The sequence below is a fragment of the Stenotrophomonas sp. 21LCFQ19 genome (assembly GCF_056861425.1).
Genome location: NZ_JBSPUF010000009.1, coordinates 37466 through 56114, shown reverse-complemented (window position 1 = coordinate 56114; position 18649 = coordinate 37466). Strand labels below are relative to the sequence as shown.

19 protein-coding genes are annotated in these 18649 nt (G+C 65.2%); 10 read left to right on the top strand and 9 right to left on the bottom strand.

Features of this window, described 5'->3' with window-relative positions; genetic code table 11:
• Window positions 1-172 precede the first annotated feature (172 nt).
• From AC13FW_RS11520 to AC13FW_RS11505, 4 genes are all read left to right on the top strand, one after another.
• A complete protein-coding gene (locus AC13FW_RS11520) occupies window positions 173-1033 on the top strand; it encodes a tryptophan 2,3-dioxygenase (RefSeq protein WP_282271794.1) in 861 nt (286 codons plus the stop codon).
• Between the two features lie 205 nt (window positions 1034-1238).
• Window positions 1239-2747 carry a peptide MFS transporter gene (locus AC13FW_RS11515; protein WP_282271793.1) on the top strand — a complete coding sequence of 503 codons (1509 nt, stop codon included), beginning with the start codon at window positions 1239-1241 and terminating at the stop codon, window positions 2745-2747.
• An 11-nt stretch (window positions 2748-2758) separates the two neighbouring features.
• Window positions 2759-3352, top strand: coding sequence for a thioredoxin family protein (locus tag AC13FW_RS11510; RefSeq protein ID WP_481615081.1), 594 nt, complete (start codon window positions 2759-2761; stop codon window positions 3350-3352).
• Between the two features lie 275 nt (window positions 3353-3627).
• A complete protein-coding gene (locus tag AC13FW_RS11505; protein ID WP_482989133.1) occupies window positions 3628-4755 on the top strand; it encodes a hypothetical protein in 1128 nt (375 codons plus the stop codon).
• Window positions 4756-4768: 13 nt separating this feature from the next.
• Here the strand turns inward: AC13FW_RS11505 and AC13FW_RS11500 are convergent, their stop codons facing one another.
• Entirely contained in the window at window positions 4769-5263 is a 495-nt protein-coding gene (locus tag AC13FW_RS11500; RefSeq protein WP_282271784.1) for a MarR family winged helix-turn-helix transcriptional regulator, read from the bottom strand.
• Window positions 5264-5392: 129 nt separating this feature from the next.
• On the opposite strand from AC13FW_RS11500, the gene hppD reads away from it, so the two are divergent.
• From hppD to hmgA, 3 genes are all read left to right on the top strand, one after another.
• Window positions 5393-6502 carry a 4-hydroxyphenylpyruvate dioxygenase gene (gene hppD / locus AC13FW_RS11495; protein ID WP_482989132.1) on the top strand — a complete coding sequence of 370 codons (1110 nt, stop codon included), beginning with the start codon at window positions 5393-5395 and terminating at the stop codon, window positions 6500-6502.
• Window positions 6503-6603: 101 nt separating this feature from the next.
• Window positions 6604-7002: an endonuclease domain-containing protein gene (locus AC13FW_RS11490; protein WP_296253020.1), complete on the top strand. Its 399-nt coding sequence runs from the start codon at window positions 6604-6606 to the stop codon at window positions 7000-7002.
• Between the two features lie 25 nt (window positions 7003-7027).
• Complete coding sequence (hmgA, locus tag AC13FW_RS11485) at window positions 7028-8326, top strand: homogentisate 1,2-dioxygenase (RefSeq protein WP_482989131.1); 1299 nt, start codon at window positions 7028-7030, stop codon at window positions 8324-8326.
• Between the two features lies 1 nt (window position 8327).
• On the opposite strand, the gene AC13FW_RS11480 is transcribed toward hmgA, so the two are convergent.
• Window positions 8328-8876, bottom strand: coding sequence for a hypothetical protein (locus AC13FW_RS11480; protein WP_482989130.1), 549 nt, complete (start codon window positions 8874-8876; stop codon window positions 8328-8330).
• 132 nt (window positions 8877-9008) lie between these two features.
• Between AC13FW_RS11480 and AC13FW_RS11475 the strand changes: the two genes are divergently transcribed.
• On the top strand, window positions 9009-9620 hold the full coding sequence (locus AC13FW_RS11475; protein WP_482989129.1) for a lectin: 612 nt from the start codon (window positions 9009-9011) through the stop codon (window positions 9618-9620).
• 77 nt (window positions 9621-9697) lie between these two features.
• Window positions 9698-10648 carry a calcium/sodium antiporter gene (locus AC13FW_RS11470; protein WP_482989128.1) on the top strand — a complete coding sequence of 317 codons (951 nt, stop codon included), beginning with the start codon at window positions 9698-9700 and terminating at the stop codon, window positions 10646-10648.
• A 271-nt stretch (window positions 10649-10919) separates the two neighbouring features.
• Here AC13FW_RS11470 and AC13FW_RS11465 read toward each other — a convergent pair whose 3' ends face one another.
• The 6 genes from AC13FW_RS11465 to AC13FW_RS11440 are packed head-to-tail and all read right to left on the bottom strand — an operon-like array spanning window position 10920 to window position 16770.
• Window positions 10920-11240 (bottom strand): Na+/H+ antiporter subunit G, encoded by a 321-nt coding sequence (locus tag AC13FW_RS11465; protein WP_482989127.1) that lies wholly within the window; start codon window positions 11238-11240, stop codon window positions 10920-10922.
• Complete coding sequence (locus AC13FW_RS11460) at window positions 11237-11479, bottom strand: K+/H+ antiporter subunit F (protein WP_231732514.1); 243 nt, start codon at window positions 11477-11479, stop codon at window positions 11237-11239. The genes AC13FW_RS11465 and AC13FW_RS11460 overlap by 4 nt, the downstream gene beginning before the upstream one ends.
• A gap of 38 nt (window positions 11480-11517) precedes the next feature.
• Window positions 11518-12024, bottom strand: a complete 507-nt coding sequence (locus AC13FW_RS11455) for a Na+/H+ antiporter subunit E (RefSeq protein ID WP_482989126.1) — start codon at window positions 12022-12024, stop codon at window positions 11518-11520.
• The gene (locus tag AC13FW_RS11450) at window positions 12021-13565 is read right to left on the bottom strand and encodes a monovalent cation/H+ antiporter subunit D (protein WP_482989125.1); all 1545 of its coding nucleotides are present in this window, start codon (window positions 13563-13565) and stop codon (window positions 12021-12023) included. The genes AC13FW_RS11455 and AC13FW_RS11450 overlap by 4 nt, the downstream gene beginning before the upstream one ends.
• Complete coding sequence (locus tag AC13FW_RS11445; protein WP_482989124.1) at window positions 13562-13942, bottom strand: Na+/H+ antiporter subunit C; 381 nt, start codon at window positions 13940-13942, stop codon at window positions 13562-13564. The genes AC13FW_RS11450 and AC13FW_RS11445 overlap by 4 nt, the downstream gene beginning before the upstream one ends.
• Complete coding sequence (locus AC13FW_RS11440; RefSeq protein WP_482989123.1) at window positions 13942-16770, bottom strand: monovalent cation/H+ antiporter subunit A; 2829 nt, start codon at window positions 16768-16770, stop codon at window positions 13942-13944. Before AC13FW_RS11440 ends, AC13FW_RS11445 begins: the two co-directional genes overlap by 1 nt.
• 423 nt (window positions 16771-17193) lie before the next feature.
• Here AC13FW_RS11440 and AC13FW_RS11435 point away from each other — a divergent pair, with 423 nt between their 5' ends.
• Window positions 17194-18117: an NAD-dependent epimerase/dehydratase family protein gene (locus tag AC13FW_RS11435; RefSeq protein WP_296249773.1), complete on the top strand. Its 924-nt coding sequence runs from the start codon at window positions 17194-17196 to the stop codon at window positions 18115-18117.
• A gap of 52 nt (window positions 18118-18169) precedes the next feature.
• Here the strand turns inward: AC13FW_RS11435 and AC13FW_RS11430 are convergent, their stop codons facing one another.
• Window positions 18170-18643, bottom strand: a complete 474-nt coding sequence (locus tag AC13FW_RS11430) for an Mpo1 family 2-hydroxy fatty acid dioxygenase (protein WP_481614765.1) — start codon at window positions 18641-18643, stop codon at window positions 18170-18172.
• Window positions 18644-18649: the final 6 nt, after the last annotated feature.

Genomic DNA, 18649 nt, shown 5'->3' with positions numbered 1-18649 from the left:
CCTGGGCGGGGGGATCGCCTGTTAGGGCCCCCCCCGGGTCGGCAGGAGCTTCACCCGTAATGCCTCTGCCGACCATGGGTCGGCACTACAGACCCCTTTGCCTGTGGCAGAAGGGAGGGGGCAGATGGCGTGGCCTGCGTTACCCTTGCGGCCCCATCCGATGGCCAGGCCGATGACCGTAGAAAAGAACCAGCGTGAGCTCGAAGCCGGTATCCATACCGACCTGCAGGGCCGGCTTACCTATGGCGGCTACCTGCGCCTGGACCAGCTGCTGTCGGCCCAGCAGCCGCTGTCCAACCCGCCGCACCACGACGAAATGCTGTTCATCATCCAGCACCAGACCTCGGAGCTGTGGCTCAAGCTGCTGGCCCATGAGCTGCGCGCGGCGCGCGGCCACATGCAGCGCGACGAGGTCTGGCAGTGCCGCAAGGTGCTGGCCCGGGCCAAGCAGGTGCTGCGCCTGCTGACCGAGCAGTGGGCGGTGCTGGAGACCCTGACGCCCTCCGAGTACATGGGCTTCCGCGATGTGCTGGGCCCGTCCTCGGGCTTCCAGTCGCTGCAGTACCGCTATATCGAATTCCTGCTCGGCAACAAGAACGCCGACATGCTCAACGTGTTTGCCCACGACCCGGAAGGGCAGGCGCAGCTGCGTGAGGTGCTGGAAGCGCCCAGCCTGTACGAGGAGTTCCTGGCCTACCTTGCACGCTTCGGCCATGCCATCCCGGCGGCCTACGAAGGCCACGACTGGACCCAGTCGCATATCAGCGACCCGGCACTGCGCCAGGTGTTCGAGAACATCTACCAGGACACCGACCGCTACTGGCGAGAGTACTCGCTGTGCGAGGACCTGGTGGACCTGGAGACCCAGTTCCAGCTGTGGCGCTTCCGGCATATGCGCACGGTGATGCGGGTGATCGGTTTCAAGCGCGGTACCGGCGGTTCCAGCGGCGTCGGTTTCCTCCGGCAGGCGCTGGAGCTGACCTTCTTCCCCGAGCTGTTCGAAGTGCGGACCACCATCCGCGGCGACGCCTGAGCCCCTGCCGTGGTTGAAAACCCAGCCTATTCAGCGGCTTGCGCTGCATCATGGGCCCGCCTCGAAGCGGCTGGCCCAGGCATGGCGCAGCGGTTGGTTGCAGCAGTATGTATTTGACGTGAAGCCGACGCTTCTGTGATCCTCGCCCGTCGCGCCGGTTCCGGCCGACTTTCTGTAATTGCCCATTTCGATCAGGGGACACCGCATGAGCGCTGCCGCGCCGAATTCCGAACCAACCCCGGCGCCCGTGCCGGAGTTCAAGACCATCCTCGGCCACCCGAAGCCACTGTGGATGCTGTTCATGGCCGAATTCTGGGAGCGCTTTGCGTTCTACGGCATTCGCTGGGCGATGGTGCTGTACATCGTCGCGCAGTTCCAGGGCGGCCTGGCCTCGGGCGAGAAGCCTGCAGCCGAGCTGTACGGTGCCTACCTGGCGCTGGTCTATGCCGGTGCCATCTTCGGTGGCTACGTCGCCGACAAGCTGGTTGGCTTCCAGCGTTCCATCCTGCTGGGCGCACTGTTCATGGCCATCGGCCTGTTCATGCTGGTTTCGCCCAGCGAAGTGATCTTCAAGCTCGGCCTGGCCACGATCATCGTTGGCAACGGCCTGTTCAAGCCGATCATCTCGACCATGGTGGGCAAGCTGTACGTGCAGGGTGATGCACGCCGCGATGCCGGTTTCACCATCTTCTACATGGGCATCAACATCGGTGCGCTGCTGGCCCCGGTCATCACCGGTGCGCTGGCCAAGATGGTCTTCGGCACCGAGCAGGACCCGCATTACCAGTGGGTGTTCATCGCCTCGGGCATCGGCATGGTGGCCAGCCTGATCTGGTTTTGGTTCGGCCGCGCGCAGCTCAAGGGCATCGGCCTGCCGGAAGAAGGCCAGAAGAGCCTGGGCCGCGTCGGACTGGTGGCCGCGCTGGGCCTGCTGATCGGCATCCCGGTGTTCTATTTCCTGCTGACCATCGATGCCAATGCGCTGCAGGCCATCCTGATGACGCTGTTCATCGTGCCGGCGCTGATGCTGCTGGTGGAAGGCATCCGCAGTGGCTCGGTCGCGCGTGACAAGGTGATCGCCATGCTGGTGATCTTCGTGTTCAACGTGCTGTTCTGGATGTTCTTCGAACAGGCCGGCAGCTCGTTCACCTTCCTTGCCGACAAGATCGTCAACCGCGAGTTCGGCAGCTGGACCTTCCCGCTGGAGTGGTTCCAGTCGGTCAACTCGGTGGCCATCATCGTCTGTGCGCCGATCATGGCCTGGATGTGGGTCAAGATGGGCAAGGCCAATCCGTCGATTCCGCGCAAGTTCGGCCTGGGCCTGATCTTCAACGGCCTGGCCTTCCTGCTGCTGATGGTGGCGCTGTCGAGCATGGTCAACGACGCCGGCAAGATCCCGTTCTGGACCCTGTTCGCGGTGTACGTGATCCAGTCCATCGGTGAGCTGTGCCTGTCGCCGATCGGCCTGTCGATGACCACCAAGCTGGCACCGACCCGTCTGGCCGGCATGGCAATGGGTTGCTGGTTCCTGTCGATCGCCATTGGTAACAATCTGGCCGGTATCTTTGCCGGCAAGGTCAGCGGCGAAGGCGGCATGACCGTGGCATCGGCGCAGTCCGGTTACACCTTCGGCTTCTGGGCCTTGGTGGGTTCGGGCGTGGTGCTGTTCCTGGTCGCTCCGCTGATCAACAAGCTCATGCACGGCGTGAAGTAAGGAGTCAGGCGATGAAACTGCTGTTCGGAATGCTTCCCCTGTTGCTCACCGTGGCGCTGGCCGGCTGCAATCAACCGCCGCCCGCCAAGCCTGAAACGGTGCAGCCGCTGGATACGTCCGAACAGAAGGCGCCGGTGGCTGATACCAGCCAGCCGGTGGCATCGGGCAACACCCCCACCGCAGCGGATATCGCTGCGGTGGCCGGCCTCAACGCGCAGTTCGACCCGGCCCGCGACCCGGTCGCGGACCTGGAAACGGCCAAGGTCGAGGCCCAGCGTGGTGGCAAGCGGATCATCCTGGATGTAGGCGGCGAATGGTGCTCCTGGTGCCACCTGCTGGACGCCTTCATGGAAGGGGACTCGGAACTGCGTCGCTTCCGCGATGGCAACTACGTGTGGATGAAGGTCAATTACAGCGAAGAGAACGAGAACGCCGAGTTCCTTGCGCGCTTCCCGGAGATCAAGGCCTATCCGCATCTGTTCGTGCTGGATGCAGAAGGCCAGCTGCTGCACTCGCAGTTCACCGGCGATCTGGAGAAGGGCAAGGGTTACGACCGCGCCAAGTTCGATGCCTTCCTGAAAGCATGGGCACCGCCGGCGAAGTAAGCCTGCGATGTGGTTGAAAGAAAACGGCGCCGAAAGGCGCCGTTTTTTTGTGCCCCCTCCCTTGCGCATGGCGCAGGGGAGGGCTGGGGAGGGGTGCCTTTGATTTTGATCTTTGCTGTCGGTTGCAAGCAAAGCCAAAGCCAAAGCCAAAGCCAAAGCACCCCTCCCCAACCCTCCCCTGCGCCATGCGCAAGGGAGGGGGTTAGGCCACAGCCGTCATCTTCATTTTGTCCGCCCGCGGCCGCTAACGAATCAATCCCTCTGCATCCGGCGCCTTGCCCTCCCTCATCATGCAGCCAGCTGCCAGCCCCGATTCCAGCACCGCAACGGTTGAGCAGGAGCTCGCCAGCACCAGTCTGCCGACGGTGGACGAACTGCTGGACGAAAGCGCCGCGCCGGAGTCCACACCGCCGCCGCGCTATCGGCTGCCGCAGGCCGCAGTACCGCCCAACATCATGTTGCAGTCGGCCGTCATCCGGCTGGTGGAGCAGAAGGAACAGATCGACCAGATTGCCCGCAACGGCTTGCTGGCCGGCCTGCTGCCGCTGGAATGGAGTGCATCGCCCGGCAACGAACTGCGCGCCTTCGTCGCCAGCGTGGTGCCGTTTGCCTCCGATAACGTGCGTGGCGAAACCATCGCCGCGCGCGTGCCGCTGAAGTTCCTGCTCGGCCACTCGCAGCGCTGGGGCAAGCCCGATGTGGCCGAACCCAATTCCCTGTCGGCCTTCCTGGCCAGTGATGAGCGGGCCAACAGCGGCGTCAGTGACCACGCCGAGGTCATGCTGCTGTCGCCGTTGGGCCTGGGCTGGGCGCACTCCGGCCGCAGCCGTGTCGGTTTCCTGCGCGCGATGGGGCTGGAATCCATGGCGGCACGGGTGACGGCGTTGCCTTACCCGGCGCCGGAACAGCTCGCGCTCTACCAGGTCAACAATGACGGCCTGACCCAGTTCTGGTGCGTGATGGACAAGCGTCGGCTGCGCGCGCTGCCGGTGCCGGCCCTGTCGCTACCGTTGCTGACCGCTTATGGCGTCGCTGCGCCAGAAGCATGGCCGTCCAACTGGCCGGCACCGGCCGACGTTGGCGCGGAGTTGGCGTTGGCGCGGATGGGTAAAGGCACTGCCGAAGTCGATCTGGTCAAGCTGGTGGACAAAATCATACGTGACCAGGCCAACGATGCCTGGACCGGCGCCAGCCTGATGCAGCTGCACACCTGGGTGCCGCGCTGGCGGTTCTTCCTGACCTCGTTCATCGGTCTGCCGGCCGGCCTGTTGCTGCTTGCAGCATTGGCGTTGCCCGGCCGCGTGGAAGCGGCGGCGGTGGCAGCGGCATTGGGTTTTGCAGGTGGTGCGATCGCGGCCCTTGCCGCGCCGTGGATCTATGCGCGGCGCAAGCACCTGAGTTGATCGTCGCTGACGATCAACCCTCGTTCATGCGCTGCAGGCCGGCATCGGCCAAACGCGTGATCAGGCGTTCGAGTACCTGTTCCTCGTCTTCGGTGAGCGCTGACATCAGGCGCCGTTCCATCTCGATCACCATCGGCGCGATGGTCTCGTAGACCTCGAAGCCTGCGGCCGAAAGCGCCAGCACCGAACGACGACGGTCATCGCCATGGGTCTCGCGTTTGATGAAACCGCGCTCCAGCAGGCGCGCCACGGCGCGGCTGACCGCCACCTTGTCCATTGCCGTGCGCTCGGACACTTCACTGGCCGAGGAGCCCGGATACAGCGCCAGGATGGTGATCACCCGCCATTCGGGAATGGCCAGGCCGTAGCGCTCGCCGTACAGCCGGGCGATGTTGCCGCTGACCCGGTTGGACAGGACGCTGATGCGGTAAGGCAGGAACTGCTCAAGATCCAGCAACACGTGCGAGGCGCGGATGCTGGTGGACTTGCTGTAATCGGAAGAGCTCATGCTGCAGTGCACCTTGATGGTGGTTTCATGTGAAACTATAACCCTCGGTCCAGACCCGCTTTTTTGGGGCGGATCTTCCTGTTTTCATCGCCGGTACCCCGGCGACCGCCATGCTCCCGGAGGCAACCCATGAACACCCCTACTGCATCCAACGCGCCCAACCTGGGCATGCAGGTCACCACCTTTGAAAACCCGATGGGCATCGATGGTTTTGAGTTCGTCGAATTCGGCGCACCGACGGGGCAGGCTGCCCAGCTGCACGCGTACTTCAAGAACATGGGGTTCACGGCCGTCCTCCGCCACCGGCAGCGTGCTATTACCGTCTACCGTCAAGGCGGCGTCAACTTTCTTGTGAACGAGGAGCCCAACTCGTTCGCCGCCGACTTCGCCGCCAAGCATGGTCCTAGCGCCTGCGGCTTCGCCATCCGCTTCCAGAAGCCGGCCGCCGAGGTGCTGTCAGCGGCCCTGGGCAACGGCGCCGAGGAAGTGGATCTGCTGGCGGATACCCGCGCGGTATCTGCGCCGGTGATCAAGGGTATCGGTGATTGCATGCTGTACCTGGTGGATCGTTACGGCGGTGCCGGAAGCATCTACGACACCGACTACGAGCCGATCGAAGGCGCCGACCAGAACCCGGCCGGCTTCGGCCTGACCTTCATCGATCACCTGACCCACAACCTGTACCTGGGCAACATGCAGCAGTGGTCGGATTACTACGAGCGCCTGTTCAACTTCCGCGAGATCCGCTACTTCGACATCAAGGGGGCAAAGACCGGCCTGGTGTCCAAGGCGATGACCGCACCGGACGGCGTCGTGCGCATCCCGCTCAACGAGTCGTCCGACCCGAAGAGCCAGATCAACGAATACCTCGACGCCTACAAGGGCGAGGGCATCCAGCACATCGCCTGCTTCACCGACAACATCTACGACACCGTCGAAGCGATGCGTGCGCAGGGCATTGAGTTCCTGGACACGCCGGACACCTACTTCGACGTGGTCGACCTGCGCATCCCGAACAACGGCGAAGACGTTGAGCGCCTGCGTCGCAACAAGATCCTGATCGACGCCGACCCGGAAACCAAGCAGCGCAAGCTGCTGCAGATCTTCACCAAGAACTGCATCGGCCCGATCTTCTTCGAGATCATCCAGCGCAAGGGCAATGAAGGGTTTGGCGAAGGCAACTTCCAGGCCTTGTTTGAAAGCATCGAACGCGACCAGATGGATCGTGGCGTGCTGTAAGCGCTGAAGCACTGTAAGACAAAGCCCCTCTCCCCTCGGGAGAGGGGTTGGGGTGAGGGTGAAGCTGCTAAAGAGCATGAAAGGCGCAAGGAGGCCGCTTCATGAGCTACAGCATAAAACCACCGCTACCCACCGTTACCCTTGGTCGTGCCCGCAGGCTTCGCCGTAATCTGACCGACGCCGAGCGCAAGCTCTGGAACAGGTTGAGGAGCGGCCAGCTAGGTGGGCTGAAGTTTCGCAGGCAACATCCGATTCCGCCGTATATCGTTGATTTTTACTGTGAGGCCAAACGGCTGGTAGTAGAGCTGGATGGCTCACAGCACAATGAAGACGTTGATCGCGTGCGCACTCGCTTCCTGGAGCAGCAAGGTTTGACCGTATTGCGCTTCTGGGACAACGATCTGCTGCTGCAGGTGGATGCGGTGCTGGAAGCCATTTTGATGATGGCTGAAAGCCTTACCCTCACCCCAACCCCTCTCCCGGAGGGAGAGGGGCTTTAAGTGCAACAACACAGGCAGGTTCGTGATGGTCAGCAACGCTTATCAATCCGGCTTCGGCAATGAGTTCGCCACCGAGGCTGTGCCCGGCACCTTGCCGGTGGGTCGCAATTCGCCGCAGCAGGTGGCGCACGGGCTGTATGCCGAGCAGCTGACCGGCACCGCCTTCACCGCGCCGCGCGGCAGCAACCGCCGCAGCTGGCTGTACCGCATCCGCCCGGCGGCGATGCACGGTGAGTTCACCCCGTTCGAGCAGCCGCGCCTGCACAGCGATTTCAGCAAGGCTGCCGCCTCGCCGAACCAGCTGCGCTGGGACCCGCTGCCGCTGCCCACCGAACCCACCGATTTCATCGATGGCCTGTACACGATGGGCGGCAACGGCTCGGCCGAAGCGCATACCGGTGCCGGCATCCATCTGTACGCCGCCAACGCCGACATGCGCGGCCGCTATTTCTACAACGCCGACGGCGAACTGCTGATCGTGCCGCAGCTGGGTCGGCTGCGCCTGCGCACCGAGCTGGGTGTGATCGAGATCGAGCCGCAGCAGATCGCGGTGATTCCGCGCGGCGTGCGCTTCGCGGTCGAGTTGCCGGACGGGCAGGCACGCGGCTATGTCTGCGAGAACTTCGGCGCGCTGTTGAAGCTGCCCGACCTCGGCCCGATCGGCAGCAACGGCCTGGCCAATCCGCGCGACTTCGAAACGCCGGTGGCCGCCTATGAAAACCTCGACGGCCAGTTCGAGCTGGTCGCCAAGTTCCAGGGCCGGCTGTGGCGCGCCGATATCGGCCACTCTCCGCTGGACGTGGTTGGCTGGCACGGCAACTACGCGCCGTACCGCTACGATCTGCGCCACTTCAACACCATCGGCTCGATCAGCCATGACCATCCGGATCCCTCGATCTTCCTGGTGCTGCATTCGGCCAGCGATACCCCGGGCACCAGCAACCTGGATTTCGTGATCTTCCCGCCGCGTTGGCTGGTGGCGCAGAACACCTTCCGCCCGCCGTGGTTCCACCGCAACATCGCCAGCGAGTTCATGGGCCTGATCCACGGTGCCTACGATGCCAAGGCCGAGGGCTTCGTGCCGGGCGGTGCGTCCATGCACAACTGCATGACCGGCCACGGTCCGGATGCGACCACCTTCGACAAGGCCTCGCACGCGGACCTGTCCAAGCCGGACGTGATCACCGACACCATGGCCTTCATGTTCGAGACCCGTGGCGTGATCTGCCCGACCGAACAGGCAATGGAGGCCGCGCACCGCCAGCGCGGCTATCAGGCTTGCTGGAGCGGGCTGCGCAACAACTTCACCCCGCCCAAGGCCTGATTCATGCCGGCAGCGGTGCTGGCTCCAGCACCGCTGCCAGATGGGTTTCCGGCAGCACTTCCTGCAGGCGCCCACGCACACGCTGGGTGTAGCCGTCCGAGGTCATTGCCGGCAGGTGGCTCAGGGCCAGCTTCAGCGCCTGCACGGTATCGCCTTCCTCGCGCGCTGCCTGCAGCAGCTTGTGCAGCTGCGCTGCAGTAGGGTTGCGCTGCAGGGCGAGGATATCCAGCACGTAGATGCGCGCTGCGACCATCGAACGACGCCGCTCCACCGCTGCGCGTGGCATGGCGGCGGGCGATGCGGCCGCCTCGGCAAGCGGCTTCGCAGTCGGACTTGTCGCCGGCGGTGCTGGTGGGGATTCCACCTGCAGATAGCCATCACGCTGCAGTTGCGCGATCAGTTCGGGCACGTCGTTGCCCAGCATGCCGCTGAGTTCGGCCAGGCTGCGCTTGCCGTCGCACAGGATCAATGCCCGCCGCTGGCGCAGGTCCAGCGCGGCGCGGTGCGTCTGCAGCACGGTGTGGCCAAGTTCGGTCTTGTGCGGTTGCATGGGCGTTGGGCACGGGCGACGTAGGCGCCCAGCCTGTCGCCGGCAAGTGAAACCACGATGACAGGCTTGTCTTCGCGTTGGCCGGACACCGTTGCCGCTAGACTCGGCCGCGGACCCGCCTGGAGCTGTCGCATGAACCGCATTGCCCTGCCTTTGTCACTGTTTGCCGTGCTGTTGGTGGCCTGCCAGCGCACGCCACCGGCTGAGCCGGCAGCTGCCGAACCTGCCGCTCCTGCTCCTACCCCTGCTCCTGTTTCCGCTCCGGCTCCCGGTCCGGCTGGCGCTGCCACGGTTGCTGCCAGCGATGCCGATTGGCAGGGCTATGGCGCCGCACAACTCGGCATCGATGCCGAGCAGCTGCGCACGGCGTGGACGGGCGAGCTGCAGGGCGATACCGCGGCCGACGGTGGCTGCTATTACCTGTCGCCGGCCGCGCACAGTGAGGGCGGGCCGTTCTTCATGCTGGAAGCGGGCAAGTTCGTGCGCTATGACGTACGCGGTGGCGATACCGCCGCGCCGGGCGGCGGCAGGATCGGCATGGACCTGGCCCAGCTGCAGGCGCTTTACCCGCGGGCCCAACCGGTGCAGCCGCACAAGTACGTGGAAGGCGGCAAGGTACTGCGGGTGCCGGCAGCGGATGGCAGCCAGGGCGCGCTGGTGTTCGAGCTGGGCGCTGATGGCAAGGCCACGATGTGGCGCGTTGGCCTGCCGCCGCAGGTGGATTACGTGGAAGGCTGCGGCTGATACCCTGCTGCGGCCACAGGCGATAGCGCGGGTACGCTCCCGGCACCGCCGTCATCACTGCAGGGGAGGGAGGCGCAATGTTCGAAGCTATCGCATGGTTTGTCCTGGGACTGGTGCTGCTCGCCCTGGGCGGTGATTCCATCGTCAAGGCCGCCTCCGGCCTGGCCCAGCGCTTCGGTGCCTCGCCCTTCGTGGCCGGCTTGTTGCTGGTGGCCTTCGGTACCTCACTGCCGGAACTGGTGGTCAATGTCCGCGCCTTCGCCGTTGGTGCGCAGGAGCTGGCGCTGGGCAATGCGGTCGGCAGCAATATCGTCAATGTCGGCCTGACCCTGGGCCTGGCGGCGCTGGCTTTCCCGCTGGTGGTACGCACCCGGCTGTTGTCGCCGCTGCTGGTGCTGCTGGCGGTGGCGACGCTGGGCTTGATCGTGTTCGGGCTGGATGGCGCGATCAGCCGTATCGAAGGCATCGTATTGCTGCTTGGCTTTGTCGGCGTGCTGGCGTTCCTGTTGAAGCGTGCACGGCATGAGCCGGCGGCATTGCAGGAAAGCATCGCTGACTACGCCACCACCCGTACCGTGCTCGGGCTCAACATCATCCGTGTCGTCATCGCGGCGGTGGTGCTGTACTACGGTGCGCGTTTCGTGGTGCAGGCGGCGCCGGTGATTGGTGCGGGCTGGGGCATGTCGCCGTTGCTGGCCGGTTTGTTGCCGGTGGCCATCGGCACTGCCTTGCCGGAAGTCGCCGCGGCCATTGCCGCTGCACGTCGCGGGCAGGGCGACATGGTCGTAGGCCACGTGATCGGCTCCAGCCTGTTCAATGTGCTGGTGGTGATCGGCGGCATGGCGGCACTGCGGCCGATGCCGCTGCCGGCCTCGTTCGTGCGGCTGGAGTTGCCGGCGGCAATCGTGTTCGTGCTGATGCTGTACCCGATGCTGCGCGGCGACCTGAAGGTCAGCCGCGGCGAAGGCGCGGTGCTGTTCATCGCGTTCCTGGCGTGGGTAGGCCTGGAGCTGGCGCTGTTGCATTGAGGCATCAGCTGTAGTGCCGAGCCATGCTCGGCAGGGGCGTTACCGGGAAGACCAGCCTGTAGTACCGAGCCATGCTCGGCAGGGGGGTACCGGGAAGACCAGCCTGTAGTGCCGAGCCATGCTCGGCAGAGGCGTTACCGGGAAGGCCTCATGCCGAGCATGGCTCGGCCCCCGGCCCCCGCGCCCCCGCTCCCCGCCAGGGTCCGGCCGGCCCCCGCCCCCCCCCCCCCCCCCCCGCCCCCCCCACTACCGGTGGAGCTTGTGCTCGGGATTACTCTTTTGGCGGTTCCGGCCGGCTTTCCATCATCAGCGACAGTGCGGCCTTGGCCATCAGGTGGGCGCTGATCGGTGCGGTGATGAACAGGAAGACGGTGATCAGCAGCTCACGTGGCTGCGGGTCCTGGCCGAGGAAGATGTGGTACGCCACCGAGCACACCAAGACGCAGCCCACGCCCAGCGTGCTGGCCTTGGTCGGTGCGTGCAGGCGTTTGAAGAAGTCGGAGAAGCGCACCAGGCCGAGTGCGCCGACCAGGATGAAGAAGCAGCCGAAGGCCAGCACCGCCGACAGCGCGATCTGCAGGAAGGTGATCATTCGACGATATCCCTGCGCAGCACGAACTTGCTCAGCACCACGGTGCTGCAGAAGCCGAGCATGGCGATGATCAGTGCGGCCTCGAAGTAGATGGCCGAGTCCAGGTACATGCCGAACAGCATCAGCTCGGCGATGGCGGTGACCGACAAGGTGTCCAGCGCCAGGATGCGGTCTGGCACGGTCGGTCCGCGCAGCAGCCGCCACAAGCCCAACAGCATGGCGATGCCGACCACGTGCATGCACACGATCAGGGTGGTTTCGAATATCTGGTAACCGTTCACGGGAAGATCTCCATCAGCGGCGCTTCGTAGCGGCTCTTGATCTCGTTGATCAGGGCGTTGGCATCCTGAAGGTGCAGCACATGCACCAGCAGGTGGCGACGGTCCTCGGACAACGCCGCCGACACCGTGCCCGGGGTCAGGGTGATGAAACTGGTCAACGCGGCGATGCCGTGGATGTTGGCGATATCCAGTGGCACCCAGATGAAGCCGGGCTTGAGCTTGTGCTCGGGCCCCAGCACCTGCGCGGCCACGCGCAGGTTGGAGACCAGGATGTCCCACAACACCACGGCCAACAGTTTGGGTACCGGCCGCAAGCTGCCGAGGCGGGCGAACTCGCGGTCCAGGCGCGCGGCGAACAGCGGGATCACGGTTCCAAGCAGCATGCCCAGCAGCAACTGGCCAAGGTCGAAGCTGTCGGACATCAACAGCCAGAAGGCGACCACGGTGATCGACAGGGCGGGCGACGGGAATACCCGGCGCAGCAGGGGGCGACGTTCGCTCATGGCTGCCTCACCTGCGGCGTGGTGCCGCGTACGTCTTGCAGGTACTGATCCGGCGCCAGCAGCTGCGTGGCGATGGCATCGGTCTGCCGCATCAGCGGCCCGGCGAACACCGTCATCAGCACCACGTAGCCGAGCAGCAGGCAGGTGGCGGCGGTTTCGAACGGACGTGCCGGGGCTTCATCCGGTTCTGGCGGGGGAGCACTGTCATCGTCACCGGGGACATGCCAGAACAGGCGGATGCCGGTGCGGGCCAGGCCCATGATCACCAGCAGGCTGCTGCCCAGCACGGCGCTCCAGACCACGGCGGTATGCGCTTCCGGCACGGCCGAGAGCAGCGCCGCCTTCGCCAGGAAACCGGCCAACGGCGGCAGGCCGGCAACGGCCACCGCACCGACCAGGAACAACAGGCCCGGCACGGTCTTGCCCGGCAGTACGGTGAGCTCATGCTCGCGGCGGCGGTCGGCCTGCTGGCGACGGCGCCTCATCAGGTCGGCGATCAGGAACAGCGCAGCGGCGGCGAAGGTGCTGTGCGGCAGGTAGTACAGGCCAGCGGAGATCGTACCGGTGCTGCCCAGCGCGAAGGCGATGAACAAGGTCGCCGCAGACACCACCACCAGGTAAGCCACCAGCACGCTCATGCGGGTGGCTGCCAGCGCACCCAGCGCGCCAACCACCAGGGTCGCGATGCCGGCCCACAACAGCCAATCGCTGCCGTAACCACTCAGCGTGCCGGCGTCGGCATCGAACCACAGCGAGGTCACGCGCAGCACCGAGTACAGGCCGACCTTGGTCATGATCACGAACAGCGCGGCGACCGCGGCCGGCGCACGTGCATACGACTCGGGCAGCCACAGGTACATAGGCAGCAGCGCGGCCTTGGAGCAGAACACCAGCAGCAGCAAGCCCAGGGCGGCCTTGGCCAGCTTCAGGTGCGAGGGTGGCAACTCGACGATGCGCTGGCTGATCTCGGCCAGGTTCAAGGAGCCCAGGGTGGCGTAGAGCATGCCCAGCGCGATCAGGAACAGGGTCGAGGCGGTGACGTTGAACACCACGTAATGCAGGCCGATGCGCATGCGCAGGCCACGCCCGCCGGACAGCAGCAGCCCGTAGGAGGCGATCAGCATCACCTCGAAGAACACGAACAGATTGAAGATATCGCCAGTCAGGAAGGCGCCGTTGAGGCCGACCAGCTGGAACTGGAACAGCGCGTGGAAATGCGGCGCGCGCCGGTCCCAGCCGGTGCAGGCGTACAGCAGGCAGGCGATGGCCAGCAGCAGGGTGGTGAGCAGCATCCAGCCGGCCAGGCCATCAGCCACCAGCGCGATGCCCAGGCGTGCCGGCCAGTCACCGAGCAGGTAGGCCGAGATCTGGCCCTGGCTGGTCTGTGCGAACAGCAACGCCACCGCCGCGGCCAGCGCAGCCATGCTGGCCCAGGCTACCGTGCGCTGCACCTTGGGGCCGTAGCGGCGGTGTTCGATGAACAGCGACAGCGCAGCGCCCAGCAGTGGGATCAGGATCGGCAGGATCACCAGATGGTTCATGCGCCGCCCTCCGCCTTGGCCACATCGGCCGCCGGCAATTCGGGCTCATGCGCGTCGACGTGGTCGCTGTGGTTGTCGCTGCGGCTGCGCATCGCCAGCACGATGCTCACCGCAGTCATCGCAAACGCAATCACGATGGCGGTCAGCACCAGCGCCTGCGGCAGCGGGTCGGTGTAGTGCACCAGGCTGGTGGCCACGCCGTCCTTGAGCACCGGCGCCTTGCCGGTGACCGGCCGCCCCGCGCTGAAGATCAGCAGGTTGGTGGCATAGGACAGGAAGGTCATGCCCAGGATCACATCGAAGCTGCGCGCACGCAGCAACAGGTAGACGCCGATGCCGGCCAGTACGCCGATGGCGCTTGCCAGTGCCAGTTCCATCAGTGCATCTCCCCGGTGCGTGCCGAACGGCGGTGGATATCGATTTCGCCGTTGCGGGCATTGCGGGTGCGCGAGGGCTTGATGGTGCCCATCATCGACAGGATCAGCATCACCCCGCCAAACACCACCAGGTAGACGCCGGTGTCAAAACCAATCGCACTGGCCAGCGGCACGGTGCCGATCAGCGGCAGCTCCAGGTCGAGGTGGCCACTGGTCAGGAACGGTACGCCGAACAGCATCGAGGCCACGCCGCTGAGCAGGGCGATCAACAGGCCCAGGCCGATGCAGCGGATGTAGTCGAAGCCGAAGCGCGACTCCACCGACTCGGTACCCTGGATCACGTACTGGATCAGCAACGGCACCGCCAGCACCAGGCCGGCGACGAAGCCGCCACCAGGCGCGTTGTGGCCGCGCAGGAAGAGGAAGATCGACACCGTGAGCGTCAGCGGGAACATGATCTGGGCCAGATCGGCAGGCACCGGCAGCTTGATCGGTGGGCCCGGCATGATCTGCTCCGGCGCCATCCGCGTGCGCCGCAGCATCGCGTGCACCACCAGCGCGGCGATGCCGAATACGGTGATCTCGCCGAAGGTATCGAAGCCGCGGAAGTCGACCAGGATCACGTTGACCACGTTGTGGCCATAGGCCTCGGGCAGCGAACGCAGCAGCATCTCGCCGGACATGGTGTTGGGCGGCAGCGTCATCAGCGAATAGGCCAGCGCGGCGATGCCGCCGCCGGCAAGGATGGCGAGCACCGCATCGCGGCGCTTGCGCCAGCGCGAGTGCTCCGGCGGCGACTGTGCGGGCAGGTAGTTCATGCCAAGCAGCATCAGCACCAGCGTCACCATCTCCACCATCAGCTGGGTCAGGGCCAGGTCGGGTGCCGACAGGAACACGAAGGTCAGCGCCACCATCAGGCCGGTGCCGCCCATCACGATCACCGCCAGCAGACGCTGCTGGTACAGGAACAGCCCGGCGAACGCGCAGGCCAGCATCACCAGCCACAGTGTCCAGCCCAGCAAGGGCATGGACTGCGGGGCCGGCCACACCGGCATCACCGGATTGGCGATGTAGGGCGCAGCAGCGACGATCACCGCCACCAGCACCAGCGCGAACAGCATGCGCTGCAGGCTGCCATTGGCCAGCACGGTGGTGACGCGGTGGGCGAAGCCGAACAACGCGTCCAGCCCGCGATGGAACAGGTGCTTGCCGGTGGGGCGGTTGCGCGCTGCATACAGGTCGGTGAAGCGGCGCAGGCCGAAGTACAGCAAAACACCGCCGACCACACCAATCGCGCTCATCGCCAACGGCAGGTTGAAGCCGTGCCAGACCGACAGGCTGTACGCCGGCATCGCGGTGCCGAGGATCGACGCTGCTGCGGTCTGCAGCACCGGCGCGATGGTCAGCGCCGGGGCGATGCCGACGGCCAGGCAGATCACCACCAGCACTTCCACCGGCACCTTCATCCAGCGCGGCGGTTCATGCGGTACCACCTCGATGTCGACCGGGCCCTTGCCGAAGAAGGTGTCGTGGACGAAGCGCAGGCTGTAGGCCACGCCAAGGATGCCGGCCAGCAAGGCGGCGGCGCTCATCGCCGAGCGCATCCAGTCCGGGCCCTGCGTTGCCAGTGCCTCGGCGAACAGCATTTCCTTGGACAGGAAGCCGTTGAGCAGCGGGATGCCAGCCATCGCCAGCGAGGCGACGATGGCCAGCGCGCTGGTGATCGGCATCAGCCTGCGCAGGCCGCCGAGGCGGCGCATGTCGCGGGTACCTGTCTCGTGGTCGATGATGCCGGCGGCCATGAACAGCGAGGCCTTGAAGGTGGCGTGGTTGAGGATGTGGAACACGCCGGCCACCACTGCCATCGGTGTGGACAGGCCGAACAGCAGGGTGATCAGGCCCAGGTGCGAGATCGTCGAATAGGCCAGCAGGCCCTTGAGGTCGTGCTGGAAGATCGCATTCCAGGCGCCGATCAGCAGGGTGAGCGCACCGATGCCGCTGACCACGTAGAAGAACAGCTCGGTGCCAGCCAATGCAGGGTGCAGGCGCGCCAGCAGGAATACACCGGCCTTCACCATGGTCGCCGAGTGCAGGTAGGCCGAGACCGGCGTCGGTGCTGCCATCGCATGCGGCAGCCAGAACTGGAACGGGAACTGCGCGCTCTTGGTGAAGATGCCGGCCAGCACCAGCAGCAGTGCCCACGGATACAAGGCGCTGCTACGGATCAGGTCGCCCGAGGCCAGCACCACATCCAGGTCGAAACTGCCCACGATGCGGCCGATCAACAGCACGCCGGCCAGCAGCGCCAGACCGCCACCGCCGGTGACGATCAAGGCCATGCGCGCGCCCTCGCGGGCGTCCTTGCGATGTGACCAGAAGCCGATCAACAGGAATGAACTGATGCTGGTCAGCTCCCAGAACACCATCAACAGCAGCAGGTTGCCGGCCAGCACCATGCCCAGCATCGCGCCCATGAACAGCAGCAGGTAGCTGTAGAAACGCCGCGCGCTGTCCTGCGCCGACAGGTAGTAGTGCGCATACAGCACCACCAGCGCGCCGATACCCAGTACCAGCCCGGTGAACATCCAGGCCAGGCCATCCAGGCGCAGGCTGAAGTCCAGGCCGATCTGCGGCAGCCATTGCCAGCTGTTGCGGACGATCTCGCCATCGAGCACGGCCGGGGTGGCGCTGCCGAGCAGGGCCAGGCCTAGAACCGGTGCCGCTGCTGCTGTCCATGCGGCTGCACTGCGCGACAAACGGCCATTGAGTGCGATGGCCGCTGCCAGCAGAAAAGGCAGCGCAAGCAGTAGCAACAGGACTGGCGTCATGTAGAGGCGCGGTTCAGAAAGGGGTTTTGCAGTCTAACAGGCGATTTTTTCGATCCGCGACTTTTTCTGAATGATCCGTTCGGGTTGGGGCACCAGGGCCAATGCTGCCAATGGCTGCGGCCGGAAAACGTCAATGCATCGCATCGCAGCGACGCTTCCGAGGCTTTGTCCGATGTGCTGCAACCGGCCGGCCGTTGGCGGGAGCGGCGTAGGCCGCGAAGCCGACAGGTTCTTAGATGGCACGGATGCCAGGTGCGTCAGTTTGCGGGAGCCGCGTCAACCGCGAAGCTGGCAGATCATCGGATCGCAAGGATGCCAAGGGCTTCAGCAATGTCAGCTTCACGGCTGACGGCGCTCCCACAAGCAGCCCTCAATTCCGGTGGCGGCTGCGGAATCAGGCGTGCTTGGCCTATGCTTGTGCGGATGGAGAACGAGATTCGTAACAAGGCGGGCCAGCGCAGGGCACTGCTGTTTGGTGGCAGTGGCCAGATTGGCGAACCCTTGTTGGCGCAATTGTTGGCGGCAGGTTGGGAAGTGACAGCGGTGTCCCGCCAGGCGCGCAGCGATACCCCTGGGGTTCGTTGGGTGCAGGCCGATCTCTACGGGTTCTGGAGTGATGGGCAGGCATTCGACGCGGTGCTCAGCTGTGGGCCCCTGGACAACTTCGCACGCTGGTATGCCGGCTCCAACGTCCGCAGCCCTCGGGTGGTGGCCTTCAGTTCAACCAGTGCGGAGGTCAAGCAGGATTCGGCCGAACCCGCGGAGCGTGATGTCGCGCGGCGCCTGCAGGAGGCCGAGCAACTGTTGTTCATGACTGCCAGCGAGCGCGGGGTTGCAGCCACGGTGCTGCGACCGACCCTGATTTACGGAGCCGCCCGCGACAAGACCCTCACCTCGATCGCACGCATCGCGCTGCGCACCCGTGTCCTGGTGCTGCCGACCTGTGCCAAGGGCCTGCGTCAGCCAGTGCATGTCGAGGATCTGGCCAAGGCCGTATTGCAGGTGTTGCCAGCAGCCAGCAGCCATGCACAGGCCTATGCTCTGGGAGGCGGTGAAGTGCTGCCCTACAACCTGATGGTGCGACGGGTGTTGGCCACCTTGCGCCCGCGCCCACTGTTGTTGCGGGTGCCCACGCCATTGTTTCTATGGGCGTTGCGCAAGGCACACGGAAAAGGGCGCTTGCTGGGCATGAACGAGGCAGTGCTGGAGCGCATGCGCGACCCGCTTGCGTTCGATATCACCCCGGCACGGCGTGATTTTGGCTATGCGCCGCGTGCCTTCGCGGTGCGGAGCGATATGTTTTTGGGCGCCCGCGATGACAACGGGAGCGGTCTGGCGGAAAGCTGAGCCGAGCTGGGTGGTCGCGGGCCTGTCCTGTCCGGAGGTGGCCCGCAGGGACTCAGTAGCGCCAGCCGAACTGCCGGAACAGCTTGGACAGCACCCAGATCGGGCCGATCAGCAGGTAGGTCAGGTCGGTGAGGAAGCTTGGCCGGCGTCCCTCGATCTTGTGGCCGATGAACTGCGCGATCCACGCCACCACGAACACGCCGATGGCGAGGTAGAGCAACGTCTGGATGCCGAGCCGGTCTTCCAGCAGCCGGCAGATGCAGCCGAACACGAAGAAGATGATCAGCATGCCGATGCCCAGCGGGCGCGACAGGCGGTTGTAGTAGGCCCAGGTGCCGAACATGGCGAACGCCGCCCAGATGCCGTGCTGGAACCACGGCAGCAGTGGCGGGATGCACCACAGCATGGCAATCACCGACCACAGGATTGCCGGCACGGCGAACACGTGGATGGCCTGATTGGTGTGGTTGACGTGATCGCCAGAGTAGCTGGCGAAGTAACGATCCACAGGACGCGCAATACTCATTCCAAC